General features: G+C 60.1%; 14 protein-coding genes. 6 read left to right on the top strand and 8 right to left on the bottom strand.

Annotation, left to right across the window (positions count from 1 at the left end):
• Positions 1-3: 3 nt before the first annotated feature.
• From leuS to WA928_RS01280, 4 genes are all read right to left on the bottom strand, one after another.
• Entirely contained in the window at positions 4-2,655 is a 2,652-nt protein-coding gene (leuS, locus tag WA928_RS01295; protein ID WP_424298575.1) for a leucine--tRNA ligase, read from the bottom strand.
• Between the two features lie 218 nt (positions 2,656-2,873).
• Positions 2,874-3,041, bottom strand: a complete 168-nt coding sequence (gene rpmG, locus WA928_RS01290) for a 50S ribosomal protein L33 (RefSeq protein ID WP_094827438.1) — start codon at positions 3,039-3,041, stop codon at positions 2,874-2,876.
• A gap of 19 nt (positions 3,042-3,060) precedes the next feature.
• Positions 3,061-3,297, bottom strand: a complete 237-nt coding sequence (gene rpmB / locus WA928_RS01285; protein WP_066453342.1) for a 50S ribosomal protein L28 — start codon at positions 3,295-3,297, stop codon at positions 3,061-3,063.
• 80 nt (positions 3,298-3,377) lie between these two features.
• Positions 3,378-4,583, bottom strand: coding sequence for a multidrug effflux MFS transporter (locus WA928_RS01280; RefSeq protein ID WP_424298570.1), 1,206 nt, complete (start codon positions 4,581-4,583; stop codon positions 3,378-3,380).
• Between the two features lie 68 nt (positions 4,584-4,651).
• Here WA928_RS01280 and WA928_RS01275 point away from each other — a divergent pair, with 68 nt between their 5' ends.
• The 4 genes from WA928_RS01275 (at position 4,652) to WA928_RS01260 (ending at position 9,416) form a co-directional block, all read left to right on the top strand.
• On the top strand, positions 4,652-5,911 hold the full coding sequence (locus tag WA928_RS01275; RefSeq protein WP_424298567.1) for a class I SAM-dependent methyltransferase: 1,260 nt from the start codon (positions 4,652-4,654) through the stop codon (positions 5,909-5,911).
• A gap of 401 nt (positions 5,912-6,312) precedes the next feature.
• Positions 6,313-7,281, top strand: coding sequence for an ABC transporter substrate-binding protein (locus tag WA928_RS01270; RefSeq protein ID WP_417276241.1), 969 nt, complete (start codon positions 6,313-6,315; stop codon positions 7,279-7,281).
• A 10-nt stretch (positions 7,282-7,291) separates the two neighbouring features.
• On the top strand, positions 7,292-8,146 hold the full coding sequence (locus WA928_RS01265) for an ABC transporter permease (RefSeq protein WP_417276192.1): 855 nt from the start codon (positions 7,292-7,294) through the stop codon (positions 8,144-8,146).
• A 1-nt stretch (position 8,147) separates the two neighbouring features.
• Positions 8,148-9,416 carry a quaternary amine ABC transporter ATP-binding protein gene (locus tag WA928_RS01260; RefSeq protein ID WP_417276193.1) on the top strand — a complete coding sequence of 423 codons (1,269 nt, stop codon included), beginning with the start codon at positions 8,148-8,150 and terminating at the stop codon, positions 9,414-9,416.
• A gap of 67 nt (positions 9,417-9,483) precedes the next feature.
• Here the strand turns inward: WA928_RS01260 and WA928_RS01255 are convergent, their stop codons facing one another.
• From WA928_RS01255 to radC, 4 genes are all read right to left on the bottom strand, one after another.
• Entirely contained in the window at positions 9,484-10,896 is a 1,413-nt protein-coding gene (locus WA928_RS01255) for an MATE family efflux transporter (protein WP_417276194.1), read from the bottom strand.
• A gap of 30 nt (positions 10,897-10,926) precedes the next feature.
• Complete coding sequence (locus tag WA928_RS01250) at positions 10,927-12,681, bottom strand: ArnT family glycosyltransferase (protein ID WP_417276195.1); 1,755 nt, start codon at positions 12,679-12,681, stop codon at positions 10,927-10,929.
• Between the two features lie 128 nt (positions 12,682-12,809).
• Positions 12,810-13,070 (bottom strand): type B 50S ribosomal protein L31, encoded by a 261-nt coding sequence (locus WA928_RS01245; protein ID WP_350382280.1) that lies wholly within the window; start codon positions 13,068-13,070, stop codon positions 12,810-12,812.
• 106 nt (positions 13,071-13,176) lie between these two features.
• Positions 13,177-13,857, bottom strand: a complete 681-nt coding sequence (gene radC, locus WA928_RS01240; RefSeq protein ID WP_417276196.1) for a RadC family protein — start codon at positions 13,855-13,857, stop codon at positions 13,177-13,179.
• Between the two features lie 39 nt (positions 13,858-13,896).
• Between radC and WA928_RS01235 the strand changes: the two genes are divergently transcribed.
• Positions 13,897-14,370, top strand: coding sequence for an FKBP-type peptidyl-prolyl cis-trans isomerase (locus tag WA928_RS01235; protein ID WP_417276242.1), 474 nt, complete (start codon positions 13,897-13,899; stop codon positions 14,368-14,370).
• Complete coding sequence (ispH, locus tag WA928_RS01230) at positions 14,370-15,344, top strand: 4-hydroxy-3-methylbut-2-enyl diphosphate reductase (protein WP_417276197.1); 975 nt, start codon at positions 14,370-14,372, stop codon at positions 15,342-15,344. Before WA928_RS01235 ends, ispH begins: the two co-directional genes overlap by 1 nt.
• The last annotated feature ends 63 nt before the right edge of the window (positions 15,345-15,407 follow it).

The following is a 15,407-nucleotide window of genomic DNA, read 5'->3' as shown; positions in this document are numbered from 1 at the left end:
GGCTTATCCCACAATATTGACCAGTCGGCCAGGCACCACCACCACACGCTTGGGTGGGCGGCCTTCAAGAAACTTGCCCACGGCTTCGTGCGCGGTGGCCATGGTTTCGATCGTTGCCTTGTCGGCTGCTTCGGGCACATTCAGGTGTCCGCGTACCTTGCCGTTGATCTGCAAGACCAGTTCGACGACATCTGCGTGCAAGGCGGCCTCGTCGACTTCGGGCCAGTTGGCGTCCAGGAGGTCGCCAAGCGAATCAGCAAAGCCAAGCTCGCGCCACAATTGCCAGGTAATGTGTGGCACCACCGGATACAGCACGCGCAGCAATATGGAGGTGGTTTCGGCCAGGGCCGGGCCTGCAACACCCGCTTGCGCGGCGGATTCCAGCGCGTTCAGCATTTTCATGGCAGTGGAGACCACGGTGTTGTACTGAATGCGCTGGTAGTCGTAGGCGGCCTGTTTCAGCAGGCTGTGAACCGTACGGCGTAGGTCGGCCGCGGCATCGTCCAGGCCTTCCCAAGAGATGCTGGGCTTGAGTTGACCGTGCAGTGCTGCTTGCTGGCTTTGACAGTAAGACCACAGGCGCCGCAAGAAGCGATGGGCGCCATCCACCCCGGAGTCAGACCATTCGAGGGTGGTTTCGGGGGGGCTGGCAAACATCACGAACAGGCGGGCGGTGTCGGCGCCCATGCTGTCGATCAAGGATTGGGGATCGACACCGTTGTTCTTGGATTTCGACATAGTGCCGATGCCGCCGTAATCCACGGCTGAGCCATCGGACTTGAGGCGGGCTCCTGTGATGGCACCTTTGTCGTCGGTGATGTTTTCAACCTGTTCGGGCCAGAAGTATTCGATCCCGCCACGCGAGGTGCGGCGTGAGTAAATGTGGTTAAGCACCATGCCCTGGCATAGCAGCCGGGTAAAGGGTTCGGAAAACTTGAGCATGCCGAGGTCGCGCATGACGCGGGTCCAGAACCGCGCATACAGTAGGTGCAAGACTGCGTGCTCGATGCCGCCGATGTATTGATCCATCGGCATCCAGTAGTCGTTGCGTGCATCCACCATGGCCTGATCGTTGCCTGGTGAGGTATAGCGCATGAAATACCAGGACGAATCAACAAAGGTGTCCATGGTGTCGGTTTCGCGTCGCGCCGGCTTGCCGCAAGACGGACAATGGCAGGACAAGAAGGCCTCGTGTTTGGCCAGGGGGTTGCCACTGCCATCGGGGACGAGGTCTTCTGGCAACACCACCGGCAGGTCTTTCTCGGGTACTGGTACCGGCCCGCAATCGGGGCAATGAATGATGGGGATGGGGGTGCCCCAATACCGCTGACGGGAGATCCCCCAGTCGCGCAGGCGCCAGGTGGTGCGCAACTGGCCCAGATCCATGGCCTGGAGGTCGGCTGCCACGGCCTGGATGGCCTGGGCCGTGCTCAGGCCATCGTATTTGCCCGAGTTGACCGTATGGCCGACTTGTTTATCGCCATACCATTCTTGCCACTGGGTGTCAGACCATGTCTGGCCCTCGGCCTGGATCACCTGGTGGATAGGCAGACCATATTTGCGAGCAAAGGCAAAGTCGCGTTCGTCGTGGGCAGGCACGCCCATGACGGCGCCATCGCCGTATGTCATCAGTACATAATTGCCTACCCAGACCGGGACAGGCTTGTTGGTAAGAGGGTGGGTGACAAACAGCCCGGTGGGTAGGCCTTCTTTCTCGCGTGTGGCGAGTTCGGCCTCGGTGGTGCCACCCTGGCGGCAGGCTTCGATAAAGCTGGTGAGTTGAGGGTTGTCCTGGGCCGCGCGTGTCGCCAGAGGATGCTCGGGGGCCACCGCGCAGAAGGTGACGCCCATGATGGTGTCGGCGCGCGTGGTAAAGACATGCAGCAGGCCGTCCTGGATCAGATTGCCCTCGGCATCCCGGATATCGTGGCGAAATGCAAAGCGCACGCCTTCACTGCGGCCGATCCAGTTTTCCTGCATCAAGCGCACACGCTCGGGCCAGCCGGGCAGACTGTCTTTCAGGGTGCTCAGCAGCTCGTCGGCGTAGTCGGTGATGCGCAGGTAGTAACCGGGGATCTCGCGTTTCTCAATTACCGCACCCGAGCGCCAGCCGCGCCCGTCGATGACCTGCTCGTTGGCCAGCACGGTTTTGTCGACCGGATCCCAGTTGACGGTTTGCGTCTTGCGATAGGCGATGCCTTTTTCGAGCATCTTCAGGAACAGCCATTGATTCCATTTGTAGTAGGCTGGATCGCAGGCGCACATTTCGCGCGACCAGTCGATGGCCAGCCCCATCGCCTGCATCTGCTTTTTCATGTAGGCGATGTTGTCGTATGTCCATTTGGCCGGGGGCACGTTGTATTTCATGGCGGCGTTTTCAGCCGGCATGCCAAACGCATCCCAACCCATTGGCATCAGGACGTTATATCCGCGCATGCGCAACTGGCGCGCCATCATGTCGTTGATGGTGTAGTTGCGCACGTGGCCCATATGCAGCTTGCCACTGGGGTAGGGCAACATCGAGCAGGCGTAGAACTTTGGTTTTGGCGAGCCATCTGCGTGAGTGGCGTGTTCGGTGACGCGATAGACGTCGCCTGCGCGCCAATGGGCCTGAGCGTCGGATTCGACCTGGTTCGGGTTGTAGCGTTCCTGCATGGATGTGTCTGGAGAAAGAGAAGGTTGAAAAAGGGCCAAGCCAGACATTATAGGGCGCAACGATATCCGTGATGCCCGGATATGCCGGATGTGGGAGCGTGGCGGCGCTGGGGGTGACCAGACGTAGCTTGCTTGAGGGTGCGGCAGGCATAAAAAATCCCCGCCAAAAGGCGGGGATGATCGAAACCGGTGAGACGGTCCGGGTGAGGCGCCCCGGATTATTTCAGCTTGATTTCTTTGTAGTCGACGTGCTTGCGAGCAACGGGATCAAATTTCTTGATCAGCATTTTCTCGGGCATGTTGCGCTTGTTCTTGGTGGTGGTATAGAAATGACCTGTACCAGCCGTGGACTCAAGCTTGATTTTTTCGCGGATACCTTTTGCCATGATGTATTCCTAGGGCCAATCAGGCCAGTTCGCCGCGAGCACGCAAGTCGGCCAAAACGGAATCAATGCCGTTCTTGTCGATGGTGCGCAGGGCTTTGGTGGACACGCGAAGGCGCACCCAGCGGTTTTCGGACTCGACCCAAAACCGGCGCGATTGCAGGTTGGGCAAGAAGCGACGCTTGGTTTTGTTGTTCGCGTGCGAGACATTGTTGCCCACCATTGGGCCTTTGCCGGTTACTTGGCATACGCGTGCCATGGTCTCACCTCTGTATCTATATCAGGAAAGCCTGTTATTCTATACTGAAGTGCTGCTTTAGAGCAAGCAGCCTTTTGATCTTATATTGATGTCCTAAGGACAGGCGGCTTGGCCAGATGGCTGGCTACCCACGACAGCAGTGCGCAAATCGTCAGCAGGGTGGTAAGCGGCAGGGGGCTATCTGCATGCCACAGGCTGATGGCAAACCCAGACAGCGCGCCACACAGCATTTGCAGGCAGCCCATCAATGCAGACGCCGTGCCCAACCGTGGGCCTTGTTCGGCCAGGGCCAGGGCCGCTGCATTGGGGTTTACAAACCCTTGGCTGGCCATAAAGCCCATCAGGCACATCATCAGCAGCGGTAGTGTAATCCAGCCGGCAAGCGTCAGGATCAAGCCCAGTGCGGTCATCAACACCAAAGAAATCTGGGCGCGCAGCAATAGTTTCAAGGGAGTATGGCGGCGCAGCAGGCGAGCACTGATCTGTGCAGCCAAAATCAGCGAGGCAGCGTTCAGGCCAAACAAAAGTCCAAACCAGCGGGGGCCGATGCCGTAGATGTCGATGAACACCTGGGGCGAGCCTGAGATATAGGCAAACATGCCCGCGGAGCCAAAGCCCCCCGCCAGTGCGTAGCCCATGAAACCGCGATGCCGCAGCAGCAAGCGAAAGTTTGCTGTAATGGTGGAGACGGCCAGCGGCGTGCGTAACTCTGCGGCCAGGGGCTCGCGCATGTTTCGCGTGGTCAGCCAGGTCAGTGCCACGCCGGCCGCAGCCATCAGGTAGAACACCGTGCGCCACGAGCCCAGAGTAACCGCCTGACCACCCAGCAGTGGCGCCACAATGGGCATGACGCCCATCACCAGCATCAATAAAGACAGAGCCCGGGCGGCTTCCTGGGTATCCAGGTAATCGCGGATGACTGCGCGCGGAATCACCATGCCGGCTGCGCCGCCAAATGCCTGGACAATGCGCCAGACAGTCAGTTGATAAATGTTGTCACTCAGTGCGCAGCCCAGCGAGGCAATGGTAAAGAGCACCAGCCCGGCCACCAGCGGCAGCTTGCGGCCGTAACGATCCGCCAGGGGCCCATACAGCAGCTGTGCCCCTGCCAAACCCAGCAGGTAACTGGCAAGTGTCCGCTCGACAAGGCCCTGGGGTGCTTGAAGGTCGTGAGCAATGGCACCGAAGGCCGGCAAATACATGTCAATTGCCAGCGGGCCCAGAGCTGCCAGCGCGCCCATCAGAACCAGCCAGGATGGCATCAGGGCAGGGATTTTACGGGGCATTTGCGGCTTGATGAGGGCATCATTGGCGCTACTATAACAAGGTTCGTTGTGAACCCAGGGAGGCTCTGTTGACTGCTCTTGCATCCGTTATCGAAAACAAGCTTGGTGCATTGTCCATTCCAGTATCCATGGAACTACCCGATGGTCAGCGGGTAGGCGCGGCCGATGCTCAAGTGCACTTCATCATCAAGGATTCGTCCGTACTCACGCATTTTGCGGCTGGCGAAGTCGGCGCCTTAGGCGAAGACTACGTCGAGGGCAAATTCGAGTTCAATGGCTCGGTGCGCAACTTGATGAGTCTGGCATCAAGTATCTTGCCAGGCTCGCCCGTCGAGGCAGCCCAGCGCGGCTGGCTCACTGGCCTGGTTCAGCGTCTGGTGTCGGTTTGGCGCCATTCCATAGAGCGTGATGCCCGCCAGATCGAGTTTCACTACGATTTATCCGATGATTTCTATGCCTTGTGGCTGGATCCACGCCGGGTGTATTCCTGTGCGTATTTCCGCACGCCCGACATGACCATCGCCCAGGCGCAAGAAGCCAAACTCGATCACATCTGCCGCAAGCTGGCACTCAAGCCGGGCGAGCGTTTCCTGGATGTGGGCGGCGGCTGGGGCGGCCTGATGCTATGGGCCGCCGAGCACTACGATGTGGATGTGACGGGCATTACGCTCTCGCACAACCAGCATGCGTACGTCAATAAGCTGATCCAGGAAAAGGGCTTGTCCGGGCGGGTGCGCATGGAGCTCCTCGACTACCGCAAGCTGGATGAATCCCGGCCGTACGACAAGATCTCCTCCGTGGGGATGTTCGAGCACGTGGGCCGGGCCCAGTTGGTGGGTTACTTCGGCAAGCTTCGGCGGCTGGTGCGGCCCGGCGGCCTGATCATGAACCACGGGATCACCGCTGGTGGGCTCAGCAACACAGAGCTCGGTGCTGGCATGGGTGACTTCATCGAGAAATTCATCTTCCCCGGTGGCGAGCTCTCGCATATTCACTTTGTGATGCAGTCGCTGGCCGAGGCTGGTCTCGAAGACCTCGATGTCGAAAACATCCGGCCGCATTATGCCCGCACCTTATGGGCTTGGAGCGATGAGCTCGAAGCCCGGCTGGACGAAGCCAAGGCGATTCTCAATACACCCCAGGGCTTGCGCTCCTTGCGTGCGTATCGCATGTATCTTGCCGGGTGTGCCATGGGTTTCGAGCATGGCTGGATTGCGCTGCACCAAATCCTCGCCCAGCCCCAGCCCGCAGGGCGCTCAGACGAGCTCGATTATCCGGCGGATCAGGCGTATCCCTGGCGTAGGGATTACATCTATACCAGTCGCTAAAGCGTCTGTTTATATGGTGCATATTCCCCCCAAGAGGCTGGTCTTTTTGGGGGGAAATTCTTGAGTTTCTGCTAAAGGTCTTTATTTTCTTGCATCTTGCGTGTAAAATAACGTTTCTGCTGTATTAAGATCTTCCCACTCTGATAGCGGCGAGCCCCGTTTCCTGGGCACTCGCCTAGATCTGTCCCTTGGCGCATCGCGCCTGCAGTGTCGGTATGTATTGGCGGTTTCCACTGTCTTCCGCACACCCTCCCCTAAGCTATGGCGTCTGGTGCCCGCGTGTCGGACGTCTCCGTAACCCAAAGGAGGCTTCAATGTCTAATTTCCTGCGCACGTCGCGTACCGCGACTCCTCTCTCCCGCCTTAATCGCTCGGTACTGGGCCTGGCGCTGACCGCTGTCATGGCCGGCCTGTCACTGGCACCGGCTGCTGCCCAGGCGGCCGATGATCTCAAGTGCGAACTCGATCGCCCCATGCGTTTTGGGGGCATGAACTGGGAGTCCAACCTGGTGCTGGTCGAAGTCGAGCGCTTTATCGTCAAGCATGGTTATGGCTGCGATTCTGAAGTGCTGCCCACCGAAACCTTGCCTGCGCTGGCAGCCTTGCAACGGGGCGACCTCGATATCAACAGCGAAATTTGGCTTAACAGCACGCTCGAACCCTGGACCAAGGCCGAGGCCACAGGCAAGGTCAAGCGGATTGGGGACATCTACATGGGCGGCGAAGCCTGGTTTATTCCCAAGTACACCGCCGAGCGCCTGCCCGATCTGAAAAAGGCCTCTGACCTGCCCAAATATTGGGAAGACTTCAAGGATCCCGAAGAGCCCACCAAGGGCCGCTTCTATGGTTGCCCAGCCGGCTGGGGCTGCGAAGTTGTCAGCACCAACCTGTTTCATGCACTGGGCCTCGAAGACACCTTCACGCTGTTCTCCCCGGGTACCGGCGCCACGCAAAAGGCAGCCCTGACGGCCGCCTATCAGCGTAAAGAAAATGTCGTGTTCTATTACTGGTATCCCACACCGCTGGTGGGCTCCATGGACCTCGTCAAACTCGAACTGCCTGCTTATGATGCCGCCAATCAAAAGTGCCTGACAAACCCCAATTGCGAGAACCCGCAAGCCAGCGACTACCCCGAGAACCCGGTCTTTACCGCGGTGACCACTCAGTTCACCAAGGATGCGCCCAAACTGACGGCGTTCCTGTCCAAGGTCAAGGTACCGCTGGATGTCATGAACCAGACCATGGCTTACATGGAAAAGAACGAAGCCGAGCCCCAGCCCACCGCACAGTGGTTCTTGCAAAACAAGCAGGACGTCTGGACGAAATGGTTGCCTGCTGACGTCACCGAGCGGGTCAAGGCTGCCTTGTAAGGGGCGCTGAATGTTTCCCGAACTGATTTCAGCACGGACACTGCAAAAGCCCATTGATGACTTCGTCAATGGGCTGGTGACGCAGTATTCAGATGTGCTGCGGGCCTTGACGCAACCTCTGCTGGATCTCCTGATCTGGGCCGATCACTTGCTGCGCTATTCGCCCTGGTGGGCGGTTGTCCTGGCTGTGGTGGGCCTTGCCTGGTTCAGCAGCAAGCAGTGGCGCTTTAGCCTGGCCATGGGCGGCTTGCTGTGCCTGCTGGGGGCCATCGGCCTCTGGGAGGCCTCGATGCAGACGCTGTCCTTGATGCTGGTGGCCGTGGTGTTTTCTGTGGTGATTGGTATCCCGGTGGGGATTGCCATGGCCAGCTTTCGCTGGGTCCGTACCGTGATGCTGCCTGTCCTGGACATTATGCAGACCATGCCCAGCTTTGTGTATCTGATTCCAGTGGTGATGCTGTTCAATCTGGGTAAGCTGGCGGCCTTGTTTGCCACCGTCATCTACGCCGTGCCACCAGTGATCCGTCTCACCGACCTCGGCATCCGTCTGGTGGATTCCGAGGTGCTCGAGGCCTCCAGAGCCTTTGGTGCCAGCCGGTCACGCCAGTTGTTTGGCGTACAGCTGCCCCTTGCGATGCCCAATATCATGGCGGGCATTAACCAAACCACCATGATGGCATTGGCCATGGTCGTGATTGCCTCCATGATCGGGGTGCGTGGGCTGGGCTACGAAGTATTGCAGGGCATCAATCGCCTGCAGGTGGGGCGTGGCCTGATGGCAGGGCTGGGCATTGTCATTTTGGCCATTATTTTTGATCGCATTACCCAAAAATTTGGCCAGCGGCATGCCACCCGGAGGGCCTGATATGAGCAAGATCGAAGTCCGCAATATTTACAAGATTTTTGGATCCCATCCAGATCGTTGGCTGCCGGCGGCCCGTGAAGGCCTTTCCAAAGAGGCCTTGCTCGAGCGCAGCGGCCACACCCTGGGCCTGCGTGATATCAGCCTGTCCATCAAAGAAGGTGATATCCACGTGATCATGGGTTTGTCCGGCTCGGGTAAATCCACCCTCATCCGGCATTTCAACCGCCTGATCGAACCCAGTGCGGGTCAGATCCTGGTGGATGGGGTGGATGTCGTGGGCCTCAAGCCCAAAGAGCTTGAACGCTTTCGCCAGCAAAAAATGAGCATGGTGTTTCAGCGCTTTGGCTTGATGCCACATCGCACGGTGCTGGATAACGCCGCCTACGGGCTGGCTGTGCAAGGCGTAAGCCGTTCGCAGCGTAATCAGCGTGCCGCCCATTGGCTCGAGCAAGTGGGGCTGAGCGGGTTTGAGGCGCAATATCCCCACCAGTTATCGGGCGGGATGCAGCAGCGGGTTGGCCTGGCGCGTGCGCTGGCCACGGATGCCGAGATCCTGTTGATGGATGAGGCGTTCTCGGCACTGGATCCTCTGATCCGTCATGAGATGCAGGATCAATTGCTGGCACTACAGGCCCGGCTGAACAAAACCATCGTGTTCATCACGCATGATCTCGACGAGGCCCTGCGCCTGGGTAACCGGATTGCGATCCTCAAGGATGGCGAGCTGATCCAGGAAGGCACCCCCGAAGACATTCTGCTGTCTCCGGCCAATGATTACATCGAGTCTTTCCTGCAAGATGTCAATCGTGGCAAGGTGCTCAATGCGTCGCACGCCTGCAACGAGCGTCCCCTGACGCTCACCATGCGCAGCAAGCCGGATCACGCCCTCGAACGCCTGACGGCGCGGGATTACGAATATGCTGCTGTGCTGGATGGCAAACGCCTGGCGGGTGTGTTGATGCGGGCAGATGCGCAACGCGCCGTGTCCGAAAACGCCCGGGATATCGGGCGCTACATCAGTGATATGGCTTCTGTGCCCGCTTCGGCAGGCCTGGATCAGGTGCTGGCACAGTTGCTGCAAACGCCTGCGCCCGTGGCCGTCACCGACGCTGCGGGTGAATTCATCGGTGTGCTGTCACGCAGCAAGGTGGTCGAGCTGGTTACCCCAGGGCCTGGTGCGGATGCAGACGAGAACGGTGAGGCGGCGTTGGCGGATGTGCTGACCAACCCTGCACCAGAGGCCGAGTCGGTCCGGCGTCCGGCGGCTTGATAGCCGCTGCCCCGCGCTGGTAGGCTGGGGTCGGCGAGACCCAGCCTGGCGAGCATCAAGCCGGGGCTTATGCCGGTTTGATGCCTGCACGGTTACGCTGCTGGCGCAGCACATGGCCATACCAGCCAAACAGCAATAAGGCGGTTAGTGCCAAGCCTGCCATGGCCATGATCCACATAGTGGCGGTGCCTACCGGGGCGCCCGGCATAAACCAGGTAGCCACCGGTGCCAGGGCACCAGCCTGGGGGCCATAGCCCAACCACCAGCCACCAATCAGGCCCAAGCCGGTCAGTGCCGTGATTTGCAAAATCAGCGGCACCATGGCAATTTTGTATGCTCGCAGAATGTAGGCGCTGATGCAGTGCATGGCATCACAAAAGTGAAACCACGGCGCAATTTGCAACAGCGTCAGGGCAATCAGCGCCACCTGGGTGTCGCTGGTATAGGCATACACAATGGGCTTTTGCGCCACAATCAGCAGCAGATTGGTGATCAGGGCGCCGGCCAGCACCAGCCCAACGCCGTGCAGGCCGGTTTGCCGGGCAGTGGCCAGTTGATGCGCGCCCACTGCCTGTGCGGTCAGTGAGGCCGTGGCAAGGCTGAGCGACATGGGCAGCATGTAGCAAAGCGCAATCAGGTTGGCCAGGATCTGCTGGGCGCCGCTGGCATAGATGCCATCGCGTGCCACCAGCAGCGCCATGAAGCTGAAGGCACACACCTCGATCAGATAAGAGCCTCCCATGGGCAGGCCCAGGCGCAGCAGCTCTTTTTGGTCCAGCCATCGAGGCCGGCTGACGCGCAGCAGCAGCTGGCGAAACGCGGCCTGGTGCCGGATCATCCAGAACCCGGCAGCCAGCATCATCCAGCTGACCATCAAGGTAGAGAGGCCGGCGCCTACCGCACCCAGTGGTGCGACACCCAGGCCGCCGAAAATAAACCAGAGGTTGAAGCCCAGCTTGAAAACAATGCTGCCCAGGTTGATGATCATCACCCCGCGCGTTTGCGAGATGGCCGTGGCCATGGCGTAAATGGTGCGAAACAGCAAGGCGGCTGGCAGAGCGGCAGCCAGGGCCATCAGATAGCCTGCTACCCGCTCTCTGACGGCGGGCTGGACGCTGCCGGAGAGCGACAACCAGATATCCGGAAACATCAGGGTGGCGCCGCCCAGCACTGATAGTGCCAAGGCTAGCCAGACGCCCTGGCCCCAGGCGGCGCCCGCTTGGGGTAACCGTCCGGCACCAAAATGCTGGGCGATGATGGGGATCAGGGCGTGCACCACACCCATCAGGCCAATAAATACGGTGATGTAGATGGATGCGCCCAAGGCCATCGCTTGCAGATCGATGGCGTCGGTGTGTCCCACCATGGCGGTGTCCAGCACCGCAAAAATGATGCCGGCCCAGGCGCTGATCAGAATGGGCCAGGATTGCTGGGCAATCGTGCGCCAGGGCGCCGGGCGGGCAACAGAGGCAGAAGCCATGAGGGCAGGGGTATCCGGGCTGGGGGGGTGTCAGGGGGCTGGTGTAATCCGCACCAGCCGGAACATCTCGTGGCGGTCTGGGCCACGACGCCCTTGCCACAGGATATGGTAGCCGGCGGGCGAGGGCCGGTCGGCCTCGCCGGAGTCGATATCCAGTTGCTGCAACAGCAGGGGGCATTCGCCGTCAAAGGTGAATTCGATCTGGTTAAAGACCAAAAAGGATGCCCGTTGACCGCTGCCCAGGCCCTGTGTGCGGATGCATTCGCCAGGCTCGCGGGATTGTTCCAGGGCGTGGGCCAGGGATGCGGAGACCCCGCGGTAGCTGCGCACGTAATCGAGGGCAGGCATCCAGAGGGTGGCCAGCAGCAGCCAGGTGGTGAGCAAGCCGCCTGCAGACAAGACTGTCCCGCGCCATAGGCCGGCTGGATGGTTGCGCAGGCGCCAGCGCACCAGGGCAATCCAGCCCAGCGTGCCCAGTATGGCGATGGCGGTGGCCGGCCAGGCGACGTGAATATGGATGCCGGCTGTCTGGCGCGCGATATTGGCGGAGATCTGTGCCGGCCAGCCGCTTTGCAGGGCAATCCAGCCCAGCCACACCGTGGCTGCCGTGAGCGAAAAGCACATCATGGCAAACCAGTCGAGGGTGTTGACGACGCCGCGGCGCAGCGTGGGCAGTGCAAAGGCGGCCAGCACGGCACTGGGTACGGCCAGCGTACTGTATTCGGGTTCGAAGGGGTCGCTGCTGGCCAGCAACACCAGCAGGGCACCCAAAGCGAAGCTTAAGGGAATACGCATGTGTGGTGCGGAAAACCAGTCGCGCCAGCGCCAAAGGGCCAGCAGGGCCAATGGCCAGGTAGGCCATAAAAACCAGGGCAGATCGCGGGCGATGCTGAGCCAGGCCCGGGCGCTGGGCCAGCTGAAGGCGTCTTCAGACCAGATCAGCCAACTGCTTGTCCAGTAGGGGCCAAACGTGCGGGCCGGAATCCACCACAGCAGGATCAGGCTGCCGGCAATCAGGGCACTGACAAACAGCCATTTTTTTATATGCGCCAGGGGGCCGCCGGGCAGCAGGACAAAAACCATGGCCAGCATCAGAGGCAGGCTGCCCAGCCAGCCGCGGGCCAGGAACCCGGCACCGATCGCCACCCCCAGAGTGATGGCTCCGGAAACAGGATGGTCGAGCATGCGGGCAACCGCGTAGAAAGCCAGAGCCTGGCAGGCAATGACAGCGGGCACCTCTGAGGTTTCGTGCATGCGCCAGATGATGCCAACCGTGGCCACAATCAGCAGCAGCGCCGCATCTGCCAGCATCCGGCCGTAGTCGCGCTCGTCGGGTTCGCCGCCAAAGGGCAGGGCCAACGGCTGTGCTTCGCGTCTGCGCCCCAGCAGATAGGTGCCATACCAGATGGAGCTGGCAAGAATGGCAAACCAGAGAATATTGGGCAGGCGCGAGGCGATGATCGCGGCGTTGAGCGGGGTGAAAAAGGTTTCGAGCAAAGGGCGCAGGAGCGCAATAAACGTAGCACCCACCCAGGTAACCAATGGCCCGTCTTGTGCCTGTGCCAGGTGCCCCACCTGAGGCAGCAGCCAGGCGTGCACTTGTCCGGACAGCGCGGTGAGCATTGTCGCCAGGCCCGTGACGTCGTCGGTTTTCCAGGGGTCGCGGTAAAACAGGCCGGCCAGGATGTAAATCAACCCCACCGACACCAGAATGAGCCGGGGCAATTTTGCGGCTGCAGTGGCCGTCAGCCGGGCAGGCGTAGATTGCGGTGGATCGGTGCGCACAGGGTCAGCCAGAGGGTTAGAGCATTGGGCTCATGTTAAATGAAAAAGGCAGCCAGACGGCTGCCTTTGTGGCATTGTACAGAGAGGCACATAGCGTGCGCCGCCGTACAGGCCGATGCGTGGACGGGTTATTTTTTAACCGTGCCAGCCGTACGGGCAAAACGGGCGCGGAACTTCTCGACGCGGCCGGTTTCGACGATACGCGTTTGTGCGCCCGTGTAAAAGGGGTGCGATTCGGACGTGACGTCGCACTTGAACAGCGGGTACGTCTTGCCGTCGATTTCGGTGGTTTCGCGGGAGTTCAAGGACGAACGGGAAATAAACGTGTTACCCGTTTGCTGGTCCAGAAACGCAACCTCGCGGTATTCGGGGTGGATGCCTTCTTTCATGGTGATATCCGTAAGTGTGGTGGGGTCGCCAGCCAGACGGATGTGATCGCTCACATCAAGATCCTGGCAACGTATCCAAGGTTTAGCCCTGCATTCTACCATTGTTTTATAGTTGCCCACGCTCTGCCAAAGAGACAACATCTGTGGCCCCCACCACCAGGTGGTCAAGCAGACGCACGTCCACCAGGGCCAATGCCTGCTTGAGCTGGCGCGTCAGGGCGATATCAGCAGGGCTGGGTTCAGACAGGCCCGAAGGATGGTTATGCGCAATGATCAGGGCGGCCGCATGGTGCTGCAGGGCGGATTTGACGAGTTCGCGCGGGTATACCGAGGCGTGCGACAGCGTGCCTTTGGCCACTTCAATGCAGTCGATCAGGCGTAGCTGCGTGTCCAGGAACAGGCCAATGCAATGCTCGATTCTCAAGTGGGCCAGGCGCATTGCACAAAATTGCTTTACCTGGTCGGGTTGATTAAGCACCCGGCCGTTGCGCAGCGGCTCTTCCAGCGCCCGACGCCCAAGCTCCTGCACCGCCAGAAGCTCGCATGTCTTGGCAACCCCCAAGCCGGGAAAAGCCAGCAGAGCGGTTGTTTCTGCCGACAGCAGACGGCGCAGCCCGCCAAAGTGCGCGATCAGATCGTGGGCCATGCCTACCGCCGAGCGCCCGCGTGTACCGGTGCGCAGCAAGACTGCTAGCAGCTCGGAAGCAGTCAGGGACTGCACACCATGTTGCAACAGGCGCTCGCGCGGACGCTCGTGGCAGGGGGATTGGCTGTCTTGTGGCATCATTGACCTTAAACTATCAAAGTTTGATTTCTTGGGTGATCCATTTTGACCTCTTCCAACGACGTGGCACATGTTCATGCAGACTCTTATGTCACGCTGCACTATCGAATCGAGCCGCTTTCGGGACCTGCAACCGGCACCGCTTTTGCGGATACTTTCCTGGATCGTCCCGCCACCCTGCAAATGGGGATGGGGCAGTGGGCACCTGGGCTTGAAGCCATCCTGATCGGCCAGCCCGAAGGCGCGCACTTTACCCAGGACGTGCCTGCGGCACAGGCCTATGGCGAGCGCAATCCCGAGCTCCTGCGCTGGATCTCGCACGATGAAATGGTTCGTAATGCGCCGCCCGACACTGTCTTCGAGGCTGGTGATCTCATTGAGTTCGTTGCGCCCAATGGCGGGCGATACTCGGGGGTGCTCAAAACACTAGAGGGCGATTCGGCCCTGTTTGATTTCAACCATCCGCTGGCGGGTGTCGACTTGCAGGTTGAGGTTCGTATTTTGGGGGTTCTGTAATGTCTGATTCCACCGACAAACTTGCCCTGGAGGCTGCTCCCGAGGTTGTGCTGGCACAGCCGCGCGGGTTTTGTGCCGGTGTCGATCGCGCCATTGATATCGTCGAGCGGGCGCTCGAGATCCATGGCGCGCCTATTTACGTACGCCACGAGATCGTGCATAACCGCTACGTGGTTGAAGACCTCCGTACCAAGGGAGCGATTTTCATCGACGAACTCGAAGACGCGCCAGCTGGGGCAATTGTCATTTTTTCGGCGCACGGGGTCTCCCGTGCCGTGCGTGCCGAAGCCCAGGATCGCGGCCAACGCATTTTTGATGCTACATGCCCGCTGGTTACCAAGGTGCACGTCGAGGTCGCCCGCATGCGTAAAGAAGGCCGCGAGGTCATCATGATCGGCCACAAGGGGCACCCCGAGGTCGAAGGTACCCTGGGCCAGGCCGACGAGGGCATGTACCTGGTTGAAACCATCGAGGACGTTCAGGCCTTGCAGGTGCGCAATCCCCAGCATCTGGCGTTTGTCACCCAAACCACCTTGTCCATCGACGACGCCGCGCAGGTGGCGGATGCCCTGCGCACGCGGTTTCCCGGGATCACCGAGCCCAAAAAAGGCGATATTTGCTATGCCACACAAAATCGCCAGGATGCCGTGCGCATCATGGCGCCGCAATGCGATCTGGTGCTGGTGGTGGGTAGCCCCAACAGTTCCAACTCCAATCGCCTGCGCGAAGTCGCAGAGCGCAAAGGGGTAACAGCGTATTTGCTGGATTCGCCCGATATGATTCAGCCCGAGTGGCTGCGTGATGCGCGTCGTGTGGGTGTCACGGCCGGGGCCTCGGCACCCGAGGCACTTGTGCAGCAGGTGCTGGGTCGCCTGCGCGAACTCGGCGTGCGCTCGGTGCGGCCGCTGGATGGCATCCGCGAGCAAGTGTCCTTTCCGCTGCCCCGAGAACTCTCGCGCAAGCACTCTGCCTGAGCAGCAGATATCCGGGTAACAGCCAAGGCAGGCAAGGCCGGCCCGTCCGTACAGATGTCAGCA

Source organism: Castellaniella sp. (assembly GCF_049651205.1).
Taxonomy (GTDB): domain Bacteria; phylum Pseudomonadota; class Gammaproteobacteria; order Burkholderiales; family Burkholderiaceae_B; genus Castellaniella.
This window is presented reverse-complemented; position numbering and strand designations above follow the sequence as displayed.